Consider the following 18,752-nt stretch of genomic DNA (forward strand, 5'->3'; position numbering starts at 1 on the left):
TTAAAATCGTACTTGGCGCCGCTCAACTGATCGATACTTGATCAACTAGCGCAAAGAATGATCATGCGTCGGCCCTGAGGAGGCGCCGGTCATTCTTGATAGCTATGGTAATACCAGCTCGGCGGGTTCCATCATCGCGTTTCATCTGTACAATCGCGACCTTCCTGCGGGGGCCCGCGGCGTACTTTGCTCATTTGGTGCTGGCTACTCCATCGGTAGCTTGCTGCTGCGACGCCTGTAATGGCGGGCCTCCCGCCGACATAACAATAACCAGCAACATGGGTGGGAATATGCAGAGGATCACGGGGCGCTGCGCCCTGCACTACGGGGTAACCCTGTCACTATTTTGTCTCTATGGCTGGCAGGTTTGCCCGTTTCTCGAGAGTCTCACCCTGCCCCAGTTGCTGGGGCCAACCCTGGTGACGTTCGCCATCATGTTCGCCGTGCGCAACTGGCTGCTCTCAAGGCGGCCCCTGCCGCGCAACGAGCTAAACGGGTTCGGCCTGGAGGTCGGTTTCTACCTGCTGGGGGCGCTGCTGCTCTCGTGCTACAACGCTCTGACCCACGACTTTCCGCTGGAGAGCCACCTCAAGGTGCTGCTGGGGATGACCACCCTCGGCTTTCTGGTGGCCGCCGATCTGACCCTGGAGCGGGGCTGGCATCGGGCCAGAGCGCGGCAAGCCGAGCAGAGCCTGGCGCTGAGCCACCCGCTGGCCATGCCGCTGCCACGCAAATTCACTCTCTTTACCCTGGCGACCCTCACCCTGCTGGGGAGCGTCTTCTTCTTGCTGTTCAACAAGGATCTGGAGTGGCTGGCGACGGTGGAACGCAGCCTGCCGAGGGCCGATGCCCAGCACTACATCCTGTGGGAGATCGCCTTCGTGATGACGGTGACCTTCTGCTATCTCGCCCTCATCATCCACGGTTATGGCCGCAATCTCGGCCTCTCCCTGCGCCAGCAGACCCGCACCATTGCCAGAGTGCAGTGCGGTGACTTCGACGCCCGGGTGCCTGTCACCCGGGATGACGAGTTCGGCCTGATTGCCGCCAGCACCAATCAGATGATCGGCGAGCTGAAATCCCGCAGCGACGAGCTCAACCTGACCCGTGACGTGGCCATCCTCGGCCTCGCCTCGCTGGCGGAGACCCGGGACAACGAGACCGGCGCCCATATCATCCGCACCCAGCACTACGTGAAGGCACTGGCGCAATATCTCAGTCGCAACGACCGGGATCGCTACCCGCTCGATGACGCCACCATCGACCTGCTGTTCAAGTCGGCGCCCCTGCACGATGTCGGCAAGGTGGGCATTCCCGACGCCATCCTGCTCAAACCGGGCAAGCTGACCGACGAGGAGTTCGCCATCATGAAGCGCCACCCGCAGATCGGCGCCGAGGCGCTGGCCAGTGCCGAGGCGCAGCTGGGCTCCAACTCCTTCCAGCGACTGGCCCGGGAGATCTCCCTCACCCATCACGAAAAGTGGGATGGCAGCGGCTATCCGGCAGGGCTCGCGGCGGAGGATATTCCTCTCTCCGGGCGCTTGATGGCGGTGGCGGATGTCTACGATGCCCTCATCTCGAAGCGGGTCTACAAACCTGCCTTCAGCCATGAGGAGGCGAAGGAGATCATCGTGAAAGGGAGCGGCAGCCATTTTGATCCCGGCATCGTCGCGGCTTTTCTCGCCTGCGAGACGCAGTTCAGGGAGATTGCCGCACAGTTTCAGGATCACCACTGAGCAGGGGCATCCCGACCCGTTGCCGTGATGGCTGACAGGGCACAAGTGTCATAAAAAACGCGCAAGCGGCATGTGCCACGCCGGGCCGATATTGATATTTCCCTTTATTTACAGATGTTTTTTGTCATTTTGTGATCCGGGTTCGTACCGATGACGCAACCGGGATCACAAGATGGCAGGAAAAGGCCGCAATTTGCCCTCCTGCGCCAATGATGGCTTCCAATGAAAGCGAGGTTTGCTATCATCCGGAGACATTTTTCATCTGTCGCCGGCTACAAAAGAATACCCTCATGTACACACAGTTCTTCGGCCTCTCGGAACACCCGTTTTCCATCTCGCCCAATCCCAAATACCTCTATATGAGCGAGCGCCACGGCGAAGCCCTTGCTCATCTCAACTATGGATTGCAGGATGGCGGCGGCTTTGTGCTGCTGACCGGCGAAGTGGGCACCGGCAAGACCACCGTCTCCCGCTGCCTGCTGCAACAGCTGCCCGCCGAGACCGAGATCGCCTACATCCTCAACCCCTCCCTGACCGAACGGGATCTGCTGGCCGCCATCTGCGACGAGTTTCAACTCCCCTATCCCGAAGATGCCGGGATCAAGCGGCTGTTCGACCTTATTCGCGATCACCTGCTGGCCAACCTGGCGGCAGGCAAGCGCAGCGTGGTACTGGTGGATGAGGCGCAGCACCTGCTGCCCGGCGTACTGGAGCAGTTGCGTCTGCTCACCAACCTCGAAACCGACGAACGAAAACTGCTGCAAGTGGTGCTGATCGGTCAGCCCGAGCTGCAACAGATGCTGCGCCAACCGCTGCTGCGTCAGCTGGCCCAACGCATTACCGCCCGCTATCACCTGCAGCCGCTCTCCCACAGCGATGTGGATGCCTACGTTCGTTTCCGGCTGCAGGTCGCAGGCTGCGTGCAACCCATCTTTACCCCTCGCGCCATCAAAACGCTCCATCGCCTGAGCGGCGGCATCCCCCGTTTCATCAACCTCATTTGCGACCGCGCCCTGATCGCCGCCTTCGCCCGTGGCAGCTACAAGGTGGTCCACGGCGATATCAGCCAGGCCGCCTTCGAGGTCAATGGCGTTCGTGACGAGGGGAGCTGGGTCTCCGGTCTGGTGGTGACGCTGGCAGGCGCCCTGCTGGTGGCTGCTGGCTGGTGGGGCTGGCAATTTTTCGGCGTGTTCCCCACCCGCCCGGTGGTCAAGGTCGAGGTGCCGGTCACCATCGACGAAACCGACGAACATAAAGAGCAACTGACCGAGGCGATCAATCAGGCCCTCGACCCCGACAGCGCCATGCAGAATCTCTACAAGGTATGGGGCTACGAGGCCGAACCGTTCGAAGCAACCTGTGACAACGCGCCCCGCGCCGGACTGCGCTGTCAGGAGGGAGAGGCGAGCCTCGACGAGCTGCGCGCCCTGCAGCATCCCGCCATGATCACCCTGACCGACGACACCGGCGGCCTCTACTACGCGACCCTGGTCAATCTGGGGCCGGGCAAGGCCAGCCTGATGATCGGCGACCAGAGCTGGCAGGTGGATCGTCAGTGGCTCAGCGACAACTGGGGCGGCAGCTACACCCTGCTCTGGCGCATGCCGAAGGGGGGTGTCAGCCTGATCGCCAGCAATGCCGGTCAGACCCAGATCCAGTGGCTCGACAACGCCCTGAGCCGTGCGCTGCAACAACCCGAGCGCAAGGTGCGCCGTTTCGATGACCAGCTCAAACACAAGCTGCGCCAGTTCCAGCAAGACCAGGGGCTGACCCCTGATGGCATCGCTGGCAGCAACACCCTGCTGCGTCTCAACGCCCTCTCCGGTGAACCCATGCCCAGACTGGAGGAGGCCTCCTGATGTCTACCCTGCTAAAAGCGCTGCACCGAGCGCAGCAACCGCAACAGAGCGCCCATATCCCGGCCATGGGCTTGCCCATGCCCCGGGAAGAGGAGCGCAGCCCCCGTCGCATCGGTTGGCTGCTGGCCCCCCTTGCCCTGCTGCTGGGTGCAGGCGCCAACTATGGCTGGCACCTGATCCACCTGCGCCCCATCGAGGAGAAGGTGGAAGTAAAAGAGGTGATCACTCCGCCCTTCGTGCGGGTCGAACCCAGGGCGATGGTGACCCGTCCGCTGCCCCCACCGCTGCCGGAGCCGGTGGTACAACCCAGAGCGGTGGCCAGAAACGAGGCGGCCAGCCAGGGGAATCCCCCCGCTCTGAGTCTGGCCGAGCAGCTGATGCGGGCACTCAATGAAACGCCATTGCAGGAGACGCCGAACACCGCCAACCAGAACGTGCAACCGGCCCGGGTGATGGCACTGGCCTCGGCGCCCCAGTCGGTGCGCCAGCAGGTGCCGCAGCTGAGCTACGGTTCTCATGTTTTCTCCTCCAACCCCGCCAAGCGGGTCGTGGTGCTCAATGGCCGCGAATACCGGGAGGGTAGCGAAATCGCCCCGGGGGTCGTGCTCACCAGCATCGAGCAGCAATCTCTCGTGCTGCAGGTCGCCGGGCAGAGTGTGGCCCTCAAGGCATTGCAGGATTGGACCCCGTGAGCCATCACCGGCAAGGCAGCCCTGTCGGATGCCGCATAAACAATCACCACACAGTGCGGTTATGACCAGTACCGCGCCTGAGGGTTGCTACTTTTGTCAGCACTCATTCAGTCCAGATGTGATGAAATATGCATTTTTGCGCATTGGAATGCCCGGAGCCGTTGTATCGCGGCAAACCGCCGTACACAATACGCAGCCGCACCAGAACCTGGAATTTGTTGATTAATATGACATTACGATTCAGGGATGACATTTTGACCACGCTGCTGGCCCAGTGCCGGCGGCTACCCATGACCAGAGTGACTCAGGTGCTCTTTCTGGCGCTGCTGATCATGCTGGCGCAGCAGAGCGCCGCCCTCACCTGGCGTCTGCTCACGCTGGCAAGCCCGCCAACCAGCGAGCCGTGGCAACCGTCCGCCGTGGCGGCCAACAGCCAAAGCAACCCGCGCCTCGAACTGGGTGAGGTGAGCCGACTGGCGCTGTTTGGCAAGGCGACCCCCAAGGCACAGGCCAAAGCCGCCGTGGCTGCCAATGCGCCGCGTACCCAGCTCAATGCCCAGCTCAACGGGGTGTTGGCCAGCTCAGATCCCGCCAAATCCATCGCCATCATCGCCATGTCCGGCATTCAGAACTCCTATGGGGTCGGTGACATGATTGACGGCACCCAGGCGCGGATCCGGCAGGTCTATCCGGATCGGGTGATCATCGAGCGGGATGGCCGCGACGAGACCCTGATGCTGGATGGCGAGGAGTATGGCAAGCCGCTGCCGCAGACTGGCAACGCCGCCCCTCTTGGCTCCCTGCGCAGCGAGCTGATGGCCGATCCGGGCAAGATCACCGATTACCTCAATATTTCACCGGTTCAGGTGGATGGCCGCATGACCGGCTATCGCCTCAACCCGGGCAGCAATCCTGAGTTTTTCAACCAGAGCGGGCTGCAGGCTAATGACCTGGCCATCAGCATCAACGGGCTGGACTTACGGGACAACATGCAAGCCATGCAGGCGATGCAGCAGATGGCTGGCGCAACGGAAATGACAGTGACCGTCGAGCGACAGGGCGAACAGTTCGACATCTATGTGCGCTTGTCAGAATAATGATTTGGAGTCGTACCAATAATGACCACTAAAGGGAAAGGCTGGCGTCTGGCCACTGTCGCAGCGGCACTGATGATGGCGGGCTCAGCCTGGGCCACCGAATATTCAGCCAGTTTCAAGAACGCCGACATTGAAGAGTTCATCAATACGGTGGGCAAGAACCTCAATAAAACCATCATCATAGAGCCATCGGTGCGCGGCAAGATCAACGTGCGCAGCTACGACCTGCTCAATGAAGATCAGTACTACCAGTTCTTCCTGAGCGTGCTCGATGTCTACGGTTTTGCCGTGGTGCCGATGGACAACGGGGTGCTCAAGGTGTTGCGCTCGCGGGATGCCAAGACCTCGGCCATTCCGGTGGTGGATGGCAGCAACCCGGGCATGGGCGACGAGATGGTGACCCGGGTCGTACCGGTGCGCAACGTCTCGGTCCGTGAACTGGCCCCCCTGCTGCGCCAGCTCAACGACAACGCCGGTGGTGGCAACGTGGTGCACTACGAGCCCTCCAACGTGCTGCTGATCACCGGCCGCGCCGCTGTGGTGAACCGGCTGGTGGAGGTGGTGAACCGGGTCGACCGCGCCGGCGATCAGGATGTGGACATCATCAAGCTCAAGTTCGCCTCGGCAGGCGAAATGGTGCGGCTGGTGACCAACCTCAACAAGGATGGCAACCCGCAGGGCGGCACCGCCTCCCTGCTGCTCTCCCCCAAGGTGGTGGCCGACGAGCGCACCAACTCGGTGGTGGTGAGTGGTGAGCCCAAAGCGCGCGCCCGCATCATCCAGATGGTGCGCCAGCTCGACCGCGACCTGCAGAGCCAGGGCAATACCCGGGTCTTCTACCTCAAATATGGCAAGGCCAAAGACATGGTCGAGGTGCTCAAGGGGGTCAGCTCCAGCATCGAGGCCGACAAGAAGGGCGGCGGCGCAACCACAGGGGGTGCCAGCATCGGCGGTGGCAAGCTGGCCATCTCCGCCGACGAGACCACCAATGCGCTGGTCATCACCGCCCAGCCGGACGTGATGTCCGAACTGGAGCAGGTGGTGGCCAAGCTCGATATCCGCCGCGCCCAGGTGCTGGTAGAAGCGATCATCGTCGAAATGATGGACGGTGACGGCCTCAGCCTTGGCGTCCAGTGGGGCAATGCCAACGGCGGCGGCACCCAGTTCACCAACTCCGGTCTGCCCATCGGTGGCGCCATCGCCGCCGGCAAGGATTATCAGAACGGCAAGACCGACACCGCGGCCAATCTGCTGAAAGAGTTCAACGGCATGGCCGCCGGTTTCTATCATGGCGACTGGGCCATGCTGGCCACGGCGCTGGCCTCCAACACCAAGAACGATATTCTCTCCACCCCGAGTATCGTCACCATGGACAACAAGGAGGCCTCCTTCAACGTCGGTCAGGAGGTCCCGGTCCAGAGCGGCTCACAGACCTCCACCACCAGCGATCAGGTGTTCAACACCATAGAGCGCAAGACGGTGGGCACCAAGCTGGTGGTCACCCCGCAGATCAACGAAGGGGATTCCGTGCTGCTCAATATCGAGCAGGAGGTCTCCAGCGTCGCCCAGACCCAGGCGACCGGTACTGCCAACCTTGGCCCCACCTTCGACACCCGTACTGTCAAGAACGCGGTGCTGGTGAAGAGTGGCGAAACCGTGGTGCTGGGCGGTTTGATGGATGAACAGACCAAGGAGCAGGTCTCCAAGGTGCCGCTGCTTGGCGATATTCCGGTGCTGGGCTATCTGTTCCGCTCCACCTCCAACACCACCTCCAAGCGCAACCTGATGGTCTTTATCCGGCCAACCATCTTGCGTGATGCGGACGTCTATACCGGTGTCTCCAACAGCAAATACACCCTGTTCCGCGCCGAACAGCTCAATGCCGCCTCGCAGGAGGGGTATCTCACCTCCCCCGCCCGTCAGGTATTGCCTGCCTACGGTCAGGATGTGATGGTGTCGCCCGAGCTGCAAAAAGAGATCCAGAAGCAGATCAACGAGATGCAGAGCAGACAGCAAAGCACTGTCGAGACCACCACTCCGTTTGTGCAGAGTAAACCCTGATGAGTGCCTACCATCTGGATGGAAGCGTCGGGCCTGCACCACTGCCCGAGCTCCCCTTTGTCTTTGCCCGCAATTTCGGGGTGATCCTGATTGAGCGGGACGGCGCCCCCGTACTGCAGTGTCGCCCCGGCGTCACCCCGCAGGCCCTGCTGGAAGTGCGGCGGGTAGCGGGTTGCAGCTTCGCGGTGGAGCAGCTCGACAACGAGGCCTTCGAAGAGCTGCTGATGGCCCACTATCAGCGCGACTCCTCCGAGGCGCGCCAGCTGATGGAAGATCTCGGCAATGAGATGGACTTCTTCGCCCTGGCCGAAGAGCTGCCGCAAAGCGAAGACCTGCTGGACGCCGATGACGACGCCCCCATCATTCGTCTCATCAACGCCATGTTGAGCGAGGCGATCAAGGAGGAGGCCTCCGATATCCATATCGAGACCTTCGAGCGGGCACTGGTGATCCGTTTTCGCATCGATGGGGTGCTGCGGGAGATCCTGCGTCCTCATCGCAAGCTGGCCTCACTCTTGGTCTCGCGGATCAAGGTTATGTCGCGGATGGATATCGCCGAGAAGCGGGTGCCGCAGGATGGCCGTATCTCCTTGCGTATTGGCGGCCGCGCCGTCGACGTGCGGGTCTCCACCATGCCGTCCAGCTACGGCGAGCGGGTGGTATTGCGTCTGCTCGACAAGAACAACGTGCGCCTCGAGCTCAAGCAGCTCGGCATGACCAAAGCCAACCGCACCATCATCAGCGAGCTCATTCGCAAACCCCACGGCATCATCCTGGTGACCGGCCCGACCGGTTCCGGTAAATCCACCACCCTCTATGCGGCGCTGTCTGAAATAAACTCGCGGGATCGCAACATCCTGACGGTGGAAGACCCCATCGAATATGACCTCGAAGGGGTGGGCCAGACCCAGGTCAACACCAAAGTGGACATGACCTTCGCCCGCGGCCTGCGCGCCATCCTGCGCCAGGATCCGGATGTGGTGATGGTGGGGGAAATTCGTGACCTTGAAACCGCCCAGATTGCGGTGCAGGCGTCCCTCACTGGTCACCTGGTGATGTCGACCCTGCACACCAACACCGCCATCGGCGCCATCACCCGGATGCGAGACATGGGGATCGAACCCTTCCTGCTCTCCTCCTCTCTGTTGGCGGTACTGGCCCAGCGGCTGGTGCGCACCCTCTGCCCCGATTGCCGCGCCCCGCGCCCCATCACCGAGCAGGAGCGCCTCGCCATGGGCATCGAACTGGCCCCCGATCAGCAGGTGTGGCGCCCGGTCGGCTGCGAGCAGTGCAACCACACCGGCTACCGTGGCCGGACCGGCATCCACGAGCTGGTGGTGATCGACGAAGCGGTGCGTGAAGCCATTCACAGTGCCAGCGGCGAGCTCGCCATCGAGCGGCTGATCCGCGGCCACACCCCCAGCATCCGCCGTGACGGCATCGACAAGGTCCTCAAGGGGCAGACCAGCCTCGAAGAGGTACTGCGCGTGACCCGGGAAGATTGAGATGGCGGCATTCGAATACAAAGCCCTCGACAACAAGGGGCGCAGCAAGAGCGGCGTGATGGAGGGCGACTCGGCCCGTCAGGTACGCCAGCTGCTGCGCGAACAGGGGCTCACCCCCCTCGAGGTAAACGAGACCACCGAGAAGGCGAAACGGGAGGCGACCCGCTTCGCCCTGTTTCGTCGCGGCGCCAGCACTGCCGAGCTGGCCCTGATCACTCGCCAGCTGGCGACTCTGGTGGGCGCCGGTCTCACCATCGAAGAGGCGCTCAAGGCGGTGGCCGAGCAGTGCGAAAAAGCGCACCTGCGCTCTCTGGTGGCGACCGTGCGCAGCAAGGTGGTGGAAGGTTATTCGCTGGCCGACTCGCTGGGGGCCTTCCCTCATGTGTTCGACCAGCTGTTTCGCTCCATGGTGGCGGCCGGTGAAAAATCGGGCCATCTGGAGAAGGTGCTCAACCGGCTCGCCGACTACACCGAGCAGCGCCAGCATATGCGCACCAAGCTGCTGCAGGCGATGATCTACCCAATCGTGCTCACCTGCGTCGCCATCGGGGTTATCTCAATCCTGCTCACCGCCGTGGTGCCCAAGGTGGTGGCCCAATTTGAACACATGGGCCAGCAGCTGCCGGGCACCACCCGTTTTCTCATCGGCACCAGCGAGTTGATGCAGGCCTACGGCCTCTGGTTTCTGCTGCTGATCTTCCTTGGCAGCTTTGTCTGGCGCTGGTGGCTCACCGATGAAAAGCGCCGCAGACGCTGGCATCAGGTGCTGCTCGGCCTGCCGGTGATTGGCCGGGTCAGCCGCGGCCTCAACACCGCCCGTTTTGCCCGAACTCTAAGCATCCTCAACGCCAGTGCGGTACCGCTGCTGGAGGGGATGAAGATCTCCGGCGAAGTGCTCTCCAACGACTTTGCCAGAATGCGCATTCTTGAGGCCGCCGAACGGGTACGTGAGGGGACCAGTCTGCGCAAGTCGCTGACCGAGACCAAGATTTTCCCGCCCATGATGCTGCACATGATCGCCTCCGGCGAGCAGAGCGGCGAGCTCGACAGCATGCTGGAGCGGGCGGCAGACAACCAGGATCGGGAGTTTGAATCCCAGGTGAACATCGCCCTCGGGGTGTTCGAACCCATGCTGGTGGTCTCCATGGCCGGGGTGGTGCTGTTTATCGTGATGTCGATCCTGCAGCCGATCCTCGAGTTGAACAATATGGTGAATATGTAAGTTTCCGGTGTTCGGTGGCGCCGCTGGCGGCCCGTCGAACCCACCCAGTGATCACTCTCTGATGGGTCATCCCATCTCATTCGTTACGGAGCAACTCATGAACAAACGTCGTCAATCCGGTTTTACCCTGCTGGAAGTCATGGTGGTCATCGTGATCCTCGGCATTCTGGCCAGTCTGGTGGTGCCCAATCTGATGGGCAACAAGGAGAAGGCTGACCAGCAGAAAGCGGTTTCCGATATCGTGGCGCTGGAGAACGCCCTCGACATGTACAAGCTGGACAACAACCGCTACCCGACCACCGAACAGGGTCTGGACGCGCTGGTGACCAAGCCCTCCATCGATCCGGCGCCGCGCAGCTACCGCGATGGCGGCTACATCAAGCGCCTGCCGCAAGATCCCTGGGGCAACCCGTACCAGCTGCTGAGCCCGGGCCAGTTCGGCAAGATCGACATCTTCTCCATGGGTCTGGATGGTGAAGCCGGTACCGATGACGACATCGGCAACTGGAACCTGAAGGATTTCCAATAAGTGATGTGCCGCCAGCGCATTCACTCCGCCTTGCTGGAGCAGCCTGAATGAGGGCTGCGCCATTTGCTCGTCGTCAATCCGGCTTTACCCTGCTGGAGGTGCTGCTCGTTGCCATGTTGATGGGTCGGCTTGAGGCTACCGCTATGCAGTTGAGGCTGGCGCCATGAAACAGAGTCGCCAAGCCGGTTTTACTCTGCTGGAAGTGTTGCTGGTCGCCATGCTGATGGGGCTGGTGGCTACCGCCGTCACCCTCAGCATGGGAGGCGCCAGAGGGGATCGGGAGCTGGACAAGCAGGCGCGCCGCCTGATGGCTACCCTGCAGCTGGCGCAGGAGTATGCGGTGATGGATGGTCGGCTGGTGGGCATTCGCATCGAGGATAACGGCTGGCAATTTATGCAGCGTCAGGCCAAGGATCGCAAGTGGCTGGCCCTGACTGGCGACAAGCAGCTGGGGCCGGTGCAACTGGCCGAGAACATGACGCTGGCACTGGAGCTGGAAGGCTTTGGCTGGCAGCCCGATCCCGACGAGAAAACCGAACAGAAGCGCGACGAGAAGGAGCGCACGCCACAGTTGCTTATCTTCCCGGGCGGCGAGCTGAGCCCGTTCGTGCTCACCTTCACCCAGCAGGATGACGATGCCCGCTACATCCGCATCGTCAAGGGGGACGAGTTCGGCCGCCTCACCCTGCTTACCGGCGATGAAGATGAAGAGGTGAGCCAATGAACGCCCGCGGCATGACCTTGTTTGAGAAAGGTGTGATGGTGGCGCAACCGCTGTGCCAACAACACGTTCAACGGGTGACGCGATGAACGTCCGTGGGATGACCTTGCTCGAAGTCATGGTGGCGCTGGCGGTCTTTGCCATCGCCGGACTTGCGGTAATGAAAACCGCTAGCGAACACCTCTCGGCCCTCAACTATCTGGAGCAGAAGACCCTGGCCACCTGGGTGGTGGAGAACCAGCTGGTGCAACAGAAGCTCGAGAACAAGTGGCCCGGCGACAGCTGGATGGAAGGGAATGAGCAGATGGCGGGCAGCACCTGGTACTGGCGCTATCGCGGTGTCGCCACCGCCGACAACAACTTCCGGGCGCTCGATATGGAAGTGCGCACCGAGGCCAAGGCCGAGAACCCGGTCGCCATGATGCGGACCTATATCAGCCGATGACCCAGCTCTCCGCCCGCACGCCTCGCCCCGCCCGCCACGCCGGTTTCACCCTGCTCGAGACGCCGAGAGAGCGATCGTCAATTCGCTTGCCGCATGCTCGGCCAGCTCGTCAGCGCGGTTTTACCCTACTGGAGATGCTGGTGGCGATCGCTATTTTCGCCAGCCTCAGCATGGGCGCCTATCAGGTGCTGCAGGGGGTGCTCACCAGCGACGAGGTGGCCAAGCGCAAGGAGGCCCGCCTCAACGAACTGCAGCTCGCCTTCACCCTGCTGGAGCGAGACATCACCCAGATGGTGCCGCGCAGCGGTCGCATCGAGGGGGAGAACAACAAGGTGCTGCTGGCGGCCTCCCGTTTCGGCCAGCAGAGCGATGACTGGGGCATCGCCTTTATGCGCAGCGGCTGGCTCAACCCGGACGGCATGCTGCCCCGCTCCCATCTGCAGCGGGTCGGCTGGCGCCTCAAGGATCAGAAGCTGGAGCGCCTGAGCTACCTCTATCCGGATCCGGTGATCGGCACCGAGCCGCGCATCCAGCCGGTGCTGGCAGGGGTCACGGCGTTTCGCCTCTATTTCTTCGACAAGGGCAACTGGAAGGAGGAGTGGACCCAGCGCAGCGTGCTGCCCCACGGGCTGGCGGTAGAGCTGGATCTGGAAGATTACGGCACCATTCGCCGTCAGTTCCTGATTGGTGCCGGAGGCCAGCGCGCCGAAGAGAACAGCCAGAGCAGCAACCCCGACCAAGGGGGTGGCAGCGACAGCAATAACGGGAACAACGGCGGCAACAACAATACCAACGGCGGTAATGGTGACAGCCAGAACGGCGGGGGCGCCAATGCGGGCTAATCTCGCCGCTCCCGATCGCCAGCGCGGCATGGCGCTGCTGGTGGTGCTGCTGATCCTCTCGGTAATGGTGATCATCGCCAGCAATATGAGCGGCCGCCTGCAGCTTGAGCTGCGCCGCACCGCCAACATCACCACCGGCAAACAGGCATGGTGGTATGCCCTCTCGGCGGAAGCGCTGGTGAGCAAGGTGCTGACACAGGATTTCAAGGACAACCCCGAGGTGGTCAACCTCAGCCAGAACTGGGCCCGCAAGAACACGGTGTTTCCGGTGGACGATGGCCAGCTCAAGGGCGAGGTGACCGACCTGCAATCCTGCTTCAACCTCAACAGCCTGAGCGTGGCCTCCAAGGCGGGGAGCGGCGAGGAGCTGGAACAGCAACCCTATCCGGTGCAGGTGTTTCGCGAACTGCTCAAGCAGCTGGCGATGGATGATTACGAGGCGGCCCAGCTCACCGATGCCATCCGTGACTGGACCGACAAGGATACGGTGCTGGTCTCCAGCCTTGGCGCAGAGGACGCCTATTACGAGGGGCTCAAGCCACCCTACCTCACCGCCAATCAGTGGATGCTGGGCAAGGATGAGCTGCGGGCAGTGCGCGGGGTGACGGCCAGGGTCTATGCCAGACTGGCCCCCTACGTCTGCTCCCTGCCCAACGACAAGTTGAAGATCAATATCAATACTCTGGCGCCCGAACGCCCCGAGCTGCTGGTCGCCCTCTATCTGGGCAAAATAGGGCTGGATGATGCCAAACGGGTATTGAACGAGCGACCACAAAAGGGGTGGAAAGAGAGCAAGCTGATGACGGACTTGCTCGCCCCGCCCGATACGGTCAAAGGATTGAAAGAGGCGCTGGTGGTGAAAAGCGACTTCTTCGAAGCCCGTATGGTGGCGGAAGTGGGCGATAACCGGGCCTGGCTCGAGACCCTGTTCCAGCGGGGCAAGGACAATAAACTGGTCATGCTGCGCCGCCTCAGTAGCGGCGCCGAATAAACAGCGCATCTGCGGGCCCTCGCCCGCGGGTACGAGAGATGTTGGCTGCAGCCTGCGGGCTGCGCACCGGTTGCCAAGGCGTACAACGCCCTGCACAAACCGGTATCGCAGGAGAGAGATGCGTGAGCGAAAGTCTGGTCATCCGACTGGGGACCAATAAACAACAACCCGTGGCCTGGCTGGTCTGGTCCGGTCAGGAGCAGGAGATCATCGCCTCCGGCACCCTGCCCTCGGCCGATGCCTTGGGCGAGCTGCAGGAGCGGGCCGGTGGCCGCCCCGTGGTCACGCTGGTGCCGGGCAGCGATCTGATCTTCCGGCGCGTCACCCTGCCGGGTCGCTACAACCGCCAGTCGGCGGCGGCCCTCCCCTACCTGCTGGAGGAGCAGATCGCCTCCGATGTGGATGAGCTCCATCTGGTGGTGCTGGCTCATGAAGGTCAACAAGTCGACCTGATGGCGGTGGATCGGCAGAAGATGGGCGAGTGGCTCGGCTGGCTCGATGCCGCTGGCCTCAAGAGCCTGCAACTGCTGCCCGATGTGCTGGCGCTGCCACAGGCCGTGGATGGCTGGTCTGCCCTGCAACTCGGCAGCGAGTGGCTGGTGCGCCAGGGCCCCTGTCAGGGGATCGTCGCCGACGAACCGCTGCTGGCCATGTTGCTGGCAACTGAAGCCGAGCCGGTCACCATTCACAGCCACACCCCGGTGCCCGCTATTGCCGCCGCCAACTGGCAGGCGGCGGAGCCCGAGCTACCCATGCTGCTGCTGGCCAAGGGGGCCCTCACCTGCCGGGCCAACCTGCTGACCGGCCCCTACCGGCCCCAGACCGAATATGCCCGCTACTGGTTGCAGTGGCGCAAGGTGGCCATCACCGCGGGTCTGTTGCTGCTGGTGGCCCTCGGCCAGCGCGGGGTGCAGCTCTATCAGCTCACCGAGCAGGACAAGGCGCTGAAAGCGGAGATCCGTGCCGTCTATACCCGCATCTTCCCGGGCGAGAGCCGCATCGTGAACGTGCGCAGCCAGATGACCCAGCACCTGCAACAGATGGGACAAGCCCCGCAAAACGGGGTGCTGCTGATGCTCACCGAGCTGGCCCCCACCTTTGCCGAAATACCCGGCCTCAAGCCACAGGTGATGCGCTTTGATGCCAGTCGCCGCGAGCTGCGGCTGCAGGTGACCGCCCCCGGCTTTGCCGAGATCGAGCGGTTCCGTGAGCTGGCCGGCAAGCAATTCGAGGTACAGCAAGGCGAGGTGCGCAGCACCGAGGGCAAGGTAGAGGGCGCACTGGTGCTCAAGGGTAAATCATCATGATGGAAAAATTGCAGAGCTGGTGGCACGGCATCACCGCACGGGAACAGCGGCTGGTGGTCGCGGGTGGCGCCCTGCTGCTGGTCGGTCTCTTCTACTGGAGCGTCTGGCAGCCCATCGCCAACCGCATCGCAGAGCGGGAGCGGCAGGTACAGAACCAGCAGCAGACCCTCGCCTGGCTCAAGGAGAAAGGCGAAGAGGTGCTGGCCATGCAGGGTGGCTCGGGTCGCCAGATCGACACCAGCGGCACCCTGGAAGGGGTGGTTAACCGCACCGCCTTCAACCACAAGATCAAGATTGCCCGGCTGCAACCCCAGGCGCAGGAGCTGCAAGTGTGGATCGACACGGTCCAGTTCGATGACTTGCTGCTCTGGCTCTCCACCCTGGTGGAGCAGCACGGCATTCAGGTGCAAATCATCGAGATCGCCCGCGAGGATCTGGCCCCGGGTCTGGTCAAGGTCAGACGTTTGCAGTTGAGTCGCCCTCAATGAAACATCCCATCGTCACTCCCCGCCGGTTGCTGCTCTCTCACCGTCATGTAGCCAGTGCGCCGGGCCGGGTTTCTCTCTTGCAGTTGAGTCGTTTCCTATGAAAAAACGCATCCTGATTGCCAGCCTGTTTCTGGCCGCCTATCTGGTCTTCCTGTTGGCCACCCTGCCTGCGGCGCTGGTGGCACGCTATCTGCCGCTGCCTGCCAACGTCACCAATCTGCTGAAACTGGAAGGGGTGAGCGGCACGCTCTGGAACGGCCAGATCGCCCGGCTGCAATATGCCAGCGAATCGGTGAGCCAGCTGCGCTGGGATCTCAACGGCTGGTCGCTGCTGCGCTTCGCCCCCGAAGTGGCCATTCGCTTTGGCGATCGCAACGGGCTCAATGGTCAGGGCGTTGTCGGCTGGAATGGCGCCGCCTTCGGCCGGGATCTGACCCTCAACGCCCCCGCCCCCTGGTTGCTGAGCCGGGTGCCGATGCGCCTGCCGATCCCGATCACCGTCACCGGCCAGCTGCAGCTCAAGGTGGAGCAATTTGCCCAGGGCAACCCCTGGTGTGACAACCTCTACGGCAACCTCGACTGGTACAACGCCAGCGCCGACACCCCGGCAGGCAAGCTGGATCTGGCCGACCCCGAGCTGAAGCTCACCTGCCTCGACTCCAAACTGGTGGCCGAACTCAAGCAGGGCTCAGATGCGGTACAGACCATGGGTCGCCTCGAACTGCAACCCAATGGCCAGTACCTGTTCCAGGGCACCCTGAAGCCGGGCCCCGAACTGCCGCCGCAGATGCAGCAAGGGCTCCCCTTCCTCGGCCAGCCCGACAGTCAGGGCCGCTTCCCCCTACGCTATCAGGGGCGGATTTAACTCCCATCCCGTCGACCCCGGAGCCACTCCGGGGTCGGTTTTTCCCCCTTGGTGCCCTCTCCTCTCACTACACTGACTCCCTCAGCCCTCACTCATTCAGCACTCACTTAGCGCAATAACCTCTACAAGGTGCCTGTTCACCCTCTCCTTCAACCCGCTCAGTGCGGAAAAAGCCCGCCTCTCTCGTCAATCCAATTGTCGTCAATGGTCAATGAGCGCGCACCATGTCGAGAAACGCGGCAGCTCATCCCCGTCATTATGAATATCAATCAGGTTGCATTTCTTGTGAAATGTGAGCTACCACCCGTTATTGATCTTTTTCAGCCAACTTGCAGCAATCTTTAAGGCCATAAAAATAACCAGCTGAAAAATAAAGATTAATTCAAGAAAAACATCCTCCTTGCGCGCCATCCCATCTCATTTCCGCTGCGCCTGCCCATCAAAAATGTGAGCAACGGCAAAAGCCATGGTCAACCAAAGACTATTGATATAAATATCGAAATACCTGATGAAACCCATGGGTAGATACAATGAGGTCAACTGGAGATGATTGATTTGTCTTGCTAGCACGACAGACACGCATCTCGACCGATCTGTTCATTTGGTTTTCAAGCGTTGAGGGAAGGGTTATGGAAAAGAAGCGTATCTACCTGTTTTGCTCTGCCGGGATGTCCACTTCACTGCTGGTTTCAAAGATGAAGGCGCAGGCGGAAAAATATGATGTGCCGGTGCTGATCGATGCCTATCCGGAGACCCTGGCCGGCGAGAAGGGACAGGATGCCGATCTGGTGCTGTTGGGCCCGCAAATCGCCTACATGCTGCCGGAGATCCAGCAGCAGCTGCCGGGCAAGCCGGTCGAGGTGATCGACACCCTGCTCTACGGCAAGGTCGACGGGCTGGGCGTGCTGAAAGCCGCCGTCGCCTCCATCAAGAAGAGCCTCGCATAGGTAAGGAGATCCCTGTGAGCAACATCATCGCATCGTTGGAGAAGGTCATACTGCCCATTGCCGTCAAGCTGGGCAAACAGCCTCATGTCAACGCCATCAAGAACGGCTTTATCAAGATGATGCCCCTGACACTGGTCGGGGCCATGTTCGTACTGATCAACAACGTGTTCCTGAGCTTTGGCGAAGGATCCTTCTTCTACTCCATCGGTGTGCGGCTCGATCCTGCCACCATCGCCACCCTGGATGGCCTCAAGAGCATCGGCGGCAACGTCTATAACGGCACCCTGGGGATCATGTCGCTGATGGCCCCCTTCTTCATCGGTCTGGCACTGGCCGAAGAGCGCAAGACCGATCCCCTGGCCTCCGGTCTGCTGGCGGTGGCAGCCTTTATGACGGTCACGCCGTTCAGCGTGGGTGAATCCTATGCGATTGGCGCCAACTGGCTGGGCGGTGCCAACATCATCTCCGGCATGCTGATCGGCATCGCCGTGGCCGAGATGTTCGCCTTTATCGTCCGTCGCAACTGGGTCATCACCCTGCCCGACAGCGTACCGGCCTCGGTCTCCCGCTCCTTCTCGGCGCTGATCCCGGGCTTTATCATCCTCTCCATCATGGGGATCATCTCCTATCTGCTGAGCGATGCGGGCACCAACTTCCACCAGCTGATCATGGACAGCATCGCCAAGCCGCTGTCCAATATGAGCGGTCTGGTCGGCTGGGTCTACGTGGTCTTCTCCTCCTTCCTCTGGTTCTTCGGGGTACACGGCATGCTGGCGCTCACCGCGCTGGAATCAGGCATTCTGTTCCCGTTTGCCCTGGAAAACGTCGCCCTCTACAACCAGTACGGCTCGGTTGAAGCGGCCATCGCGGCAGGCAAAGAGTTCCACTTCTGGGCCAAGCCGATCACCGACTCCTTCGTCTTCCTTGGCGGCACCGGTGCCACCCTTGGCCTTATCCTGGCCATCTTTATGGTCTCCCGCCGCGATGACTACCGTCAGGTGGCCAAGCTGGGTCTGCCATCAGGCCTGTTCCAGATCAACGAGCCCATCCTGTTTGGCTTGCCGGTCATCATGAACCCCATTCTGGTGGTGCCCTTCATTCTGGTGCACCCGGTACTGATGGGGATCACCATGGCGGCCTACTACGCCGGGATCATCCCGCCCATCACCAACATAGCGCCATGGACCATGCCAACCGGCCTGGGTGCCTTCTTCAACACCAACGGCAGCGTGGCCGCCTTCTGTCTGGCGATATTCAACCTGGGGGTCGCGACCATGATGTATATCCCCTTCGTGCTGATTGCCAACAAGGCGCAGAACGTCATCGATGAAGAAGAGGAGAGCGAAGAGGATATCGCTCTGGCCCTGAAGTTCTGATGCCCCGTGTTCTGATGACCAAAGCTTCGATCACAACAGGGGAGGAGCAAGCCTCCTCCCCCACCAGCC

Annotated in this window: 17 protein-coding genes and 2 pseudogenes; all 19 read left to right on the forward strand. The window is 61.7% G+C overall.

The genetic code is table 11. The features are described from left to right. Positions 1–76: 76 nt before the first annotated feature. A pseudogene (locus OKC40_RS17985) lies at positions 77–241 on the forward strand (3-oxoacyl-[acyl-carrier-protein] synthase III C-terminal domain-containing protein); the annotation flags it as partial. A 49-nt stretch (positions 242–290) separates the two neighbouring features. Then, on the forward strand, positions 291–1,736 hold the full coding sequence (locus tag OKC40_RS17990; RefSeq protein WP_270796368.1) for an HD domain-containing phosphohydrolase: 1,446 nt from the start codon (positions 291–293) through the stop codon (positions 1,734–1,736). A gap of 290 nt (positions 1,737–2,026) precedes the next feature. Beyond that, on the forward strand, positions 2,027–3,595 hold the full coding sequence (locus tag OKC40_RS17995; RefSeq protein WP_270796370.1) for an ExeA family protein: 1,569 nt from the start codon (positions 2,027–2,029) through the stop codon (positions 3,593–3,595). Continuing rightward, a complete protein-coding gene (exeB, locus tag OKC40_RS18000) occupies positions 3,595–4,287 on the forward strand; it encodes a GspB family T2SS assembly factor variant ExeB (protein ID WP_139405837.1) in 693 nt (230 codons plus the stop codon). The genes OKC40_RS17995 and exeB overlap by 1 nt, the downstream gene beginning before the upstream one ends. A 254-nt stretch (positions 4,288–4,541) precedes the next feature. Then, a complete protein-coding gene (exeC, locus tag OKC40_RS18005) occupies positions 4,542–5,384 on the forward strand; it encodes a GspC family type II secretion system variant ExeC (RefSeq protein ID WP_333563274.1) in 843 nt (280 codons plus the stop codon). Between the two features lie 21 nt (positions 5,385–5,405). Then, positions 5,406–7,445: a GspD family T2SS secretin variant ExeD gene (gene exeD / locus OKC40_RS18010; RefSeq protein ID WP_270796377.1), complete on the forward strand. Its 2,040-nt coding sequence runs from the start codon at positions 5,406–5,408 to the stop codon at positions 7,443–7,445. Beyond that, positions 7,445–8,950 carry a GspE family T2SS ATPase variant ExeE gene (exeE, locus tag OKC40_RS18015; protein ID WP_270796378.1) on the forward strand — a complete coding sequence of 502 codons (1,506 nt, stop codon included), beginning with the start codon at positions 7,445–7,447 and terminating at the stop codon, positions 8,948–8,950. The genes exeD and exeE overlap by 1 nt, the downstream gene beginning before the upstream one ends. A gap of 1 nt (position 8,951) precedes the next feature. Continuing rightward, positions 8,952–10,172: a GspF family T2SS innner membrane protein variant ExeF gene (gene exeF, locus OKC40_RS18020; protein WP_005338296.1), complete on the forward strand. Its 1,221-nt coding sequence runs from the start codon at positions 8,952–8,954 to the stop codon at positions 10,170–10,172. Between the two features lie 97 nt (positions 10,173–10,269). Further along, entirely contained in the window at positions 10,270–10,701 is a 432-nt protein-coding gene (gene exeG, locus OKC40_RS18025) for a GspG family T2SS major pseudopilin variant ExeG (RefSeq protein ID WP_005338297.1), read from the forward strand. A gap of 47 nt (positions 10,702–10,748) precedes the next feature. Beyond that, positions 10,749–10,868: a prepilin-type N-terminal cleavage/methylation domain-containing protein gene (locus tag OKC40_RS18030; RefSeq protein ID WP_270796379.1), complete on the forward strand. Its 120-nt coding sequence runs from the start codon at positions 10,749–10,751 to the stop codon at positions 10,866–10,868. Next, positions 10,865–11,425, forward strand: a complete 561-nt coding sequence (exeH, locus tag OKC40_RS18035) for a GspH family T2SS minor pseudopilin variant ExeH (protein ID WP_270796380.1) — start codon at positions 10,865–10,867, stop codon at positions 11,423–11,425. Before OKC40_RS18030 ends, exeH begins: the two co-directional genes overlap by 4 nt. An 82-nt stretch (positions 11,426–11,507) precedes the next feature. After that, positions 11,508–11,867: a GspI family T2SS minor pseudopilin variant ExeI gene (gene exeI, locus OKC40_RS18040; RefSeq protein ID WP_270796381.1), complete on the forward strand. Its 360-nt coding sequence runs from the start codon at positions 11,508–11,510 to the stop codon at positions 11,865–11,867. Positions 11,868–11,953: 86 nt separating this feature from the next. Further along, positions 11,954–12,586 (forward strand): annotated as a pseudogene (gene gspJ, locus OKC40_RS18045) (type II secretion system minor pseudopilin GspJ); the annotation flags it as partial. A gap of 112 nt (positions 12,587–12,698) precedes the next feature. Next, positions 12,699–13,700, forward strand: coding sequence for a GspK family T2SS minor pseudopilin variant ExeK (gene exeK / locus OKC40_RS18050; RefSeq protein ID WP_270796384.1), 1,002 nt, complete (start codon positions 12,699–12,701; stop codon positions 13,698–13,700). A 122-nt stretch (positions 13,701–13,822) separates the two neighbouring features. Continuing rightward, positions 13,823–15,007, forward strand: coding sequence for a GspL family type II secretion system protein ExeL (gene exeL, locus OKC40_RS18055; RefSeq protein WP_270796386.1), 1,185 nt, complete (start codon positions 13,823–13,825; stop codon positions 15,005–15,007). After that, on the forward strand, positions 15,004–15,495 hold the full coding sequence (gene exeM, locus OKC40_RS18060; protein ID WP_113738883.1) for a GspM family type II secretion system protein ExeM: 492 nt from the start codon (positions 15,004–15,006) through the stop codon (positions 15,493–15,495). The genes exeL and exeM overlap by 4 nt, the downstream gene beginning before the upstream one ends. Positions 15,496–15,592: 97 nt before the next feature. Then, positions 15,593–16,360 carry a GspN family type II secretion system protein ExeN gene (gene exeN / locus OKC40_RS18065; protein ID WP_139405817.1) on the forward strand — a complete coding sequence of 256 codons (768 nt, stop codon included), beginning with the start codon at positions 15,593–15,595 and terminating at the stop codon, positions 16,358–16,360. A gap of 629 nt (positions 16,361–16,989) precedes the next feature. Then, positions 16,990–17,307 (forward strand): PTS sugar transporter subunit IIB, encoded by a 318-nt coding sequence (locus OKC40_RS18070; RefSeq protein WP_033135185.1) that lies wholly within the window; start codon positions 16,990–16,992, stop codon positions 17,305–17,307. A 14-nt stretch (positions 17,308–17,321) separates the two neighbouring features. Continuing rightward, positions 17,322–18,683 carry a PTS N,N'-diacetylchitobiose transporter subunit IIC gene (gene chbC, locus OKC40_RS18075; RefSeq protein WP_139405815.1) on the forward strand — a complete coding sequence of 454 codons (1,362 nt, stop codon included), beginning with the start codon at positions 17,322–17,324 and terminating at the stop codon, positions 18,681–18,683. Positions 18,684–18,752 lie beyond the last annotated feature (69 nt).

The organism is Aeromonas sp. QDB11, assembly GCF_027705265.1.
In the GTDB taxonomy this organism is placed as follows: domain Bacteria; phylum Pseudomonadota; class Gammaproteobacteria; order Enterobacterales; family Aeromonadaceae; genus Aeromonas; species Aeromonas allosaccharophila.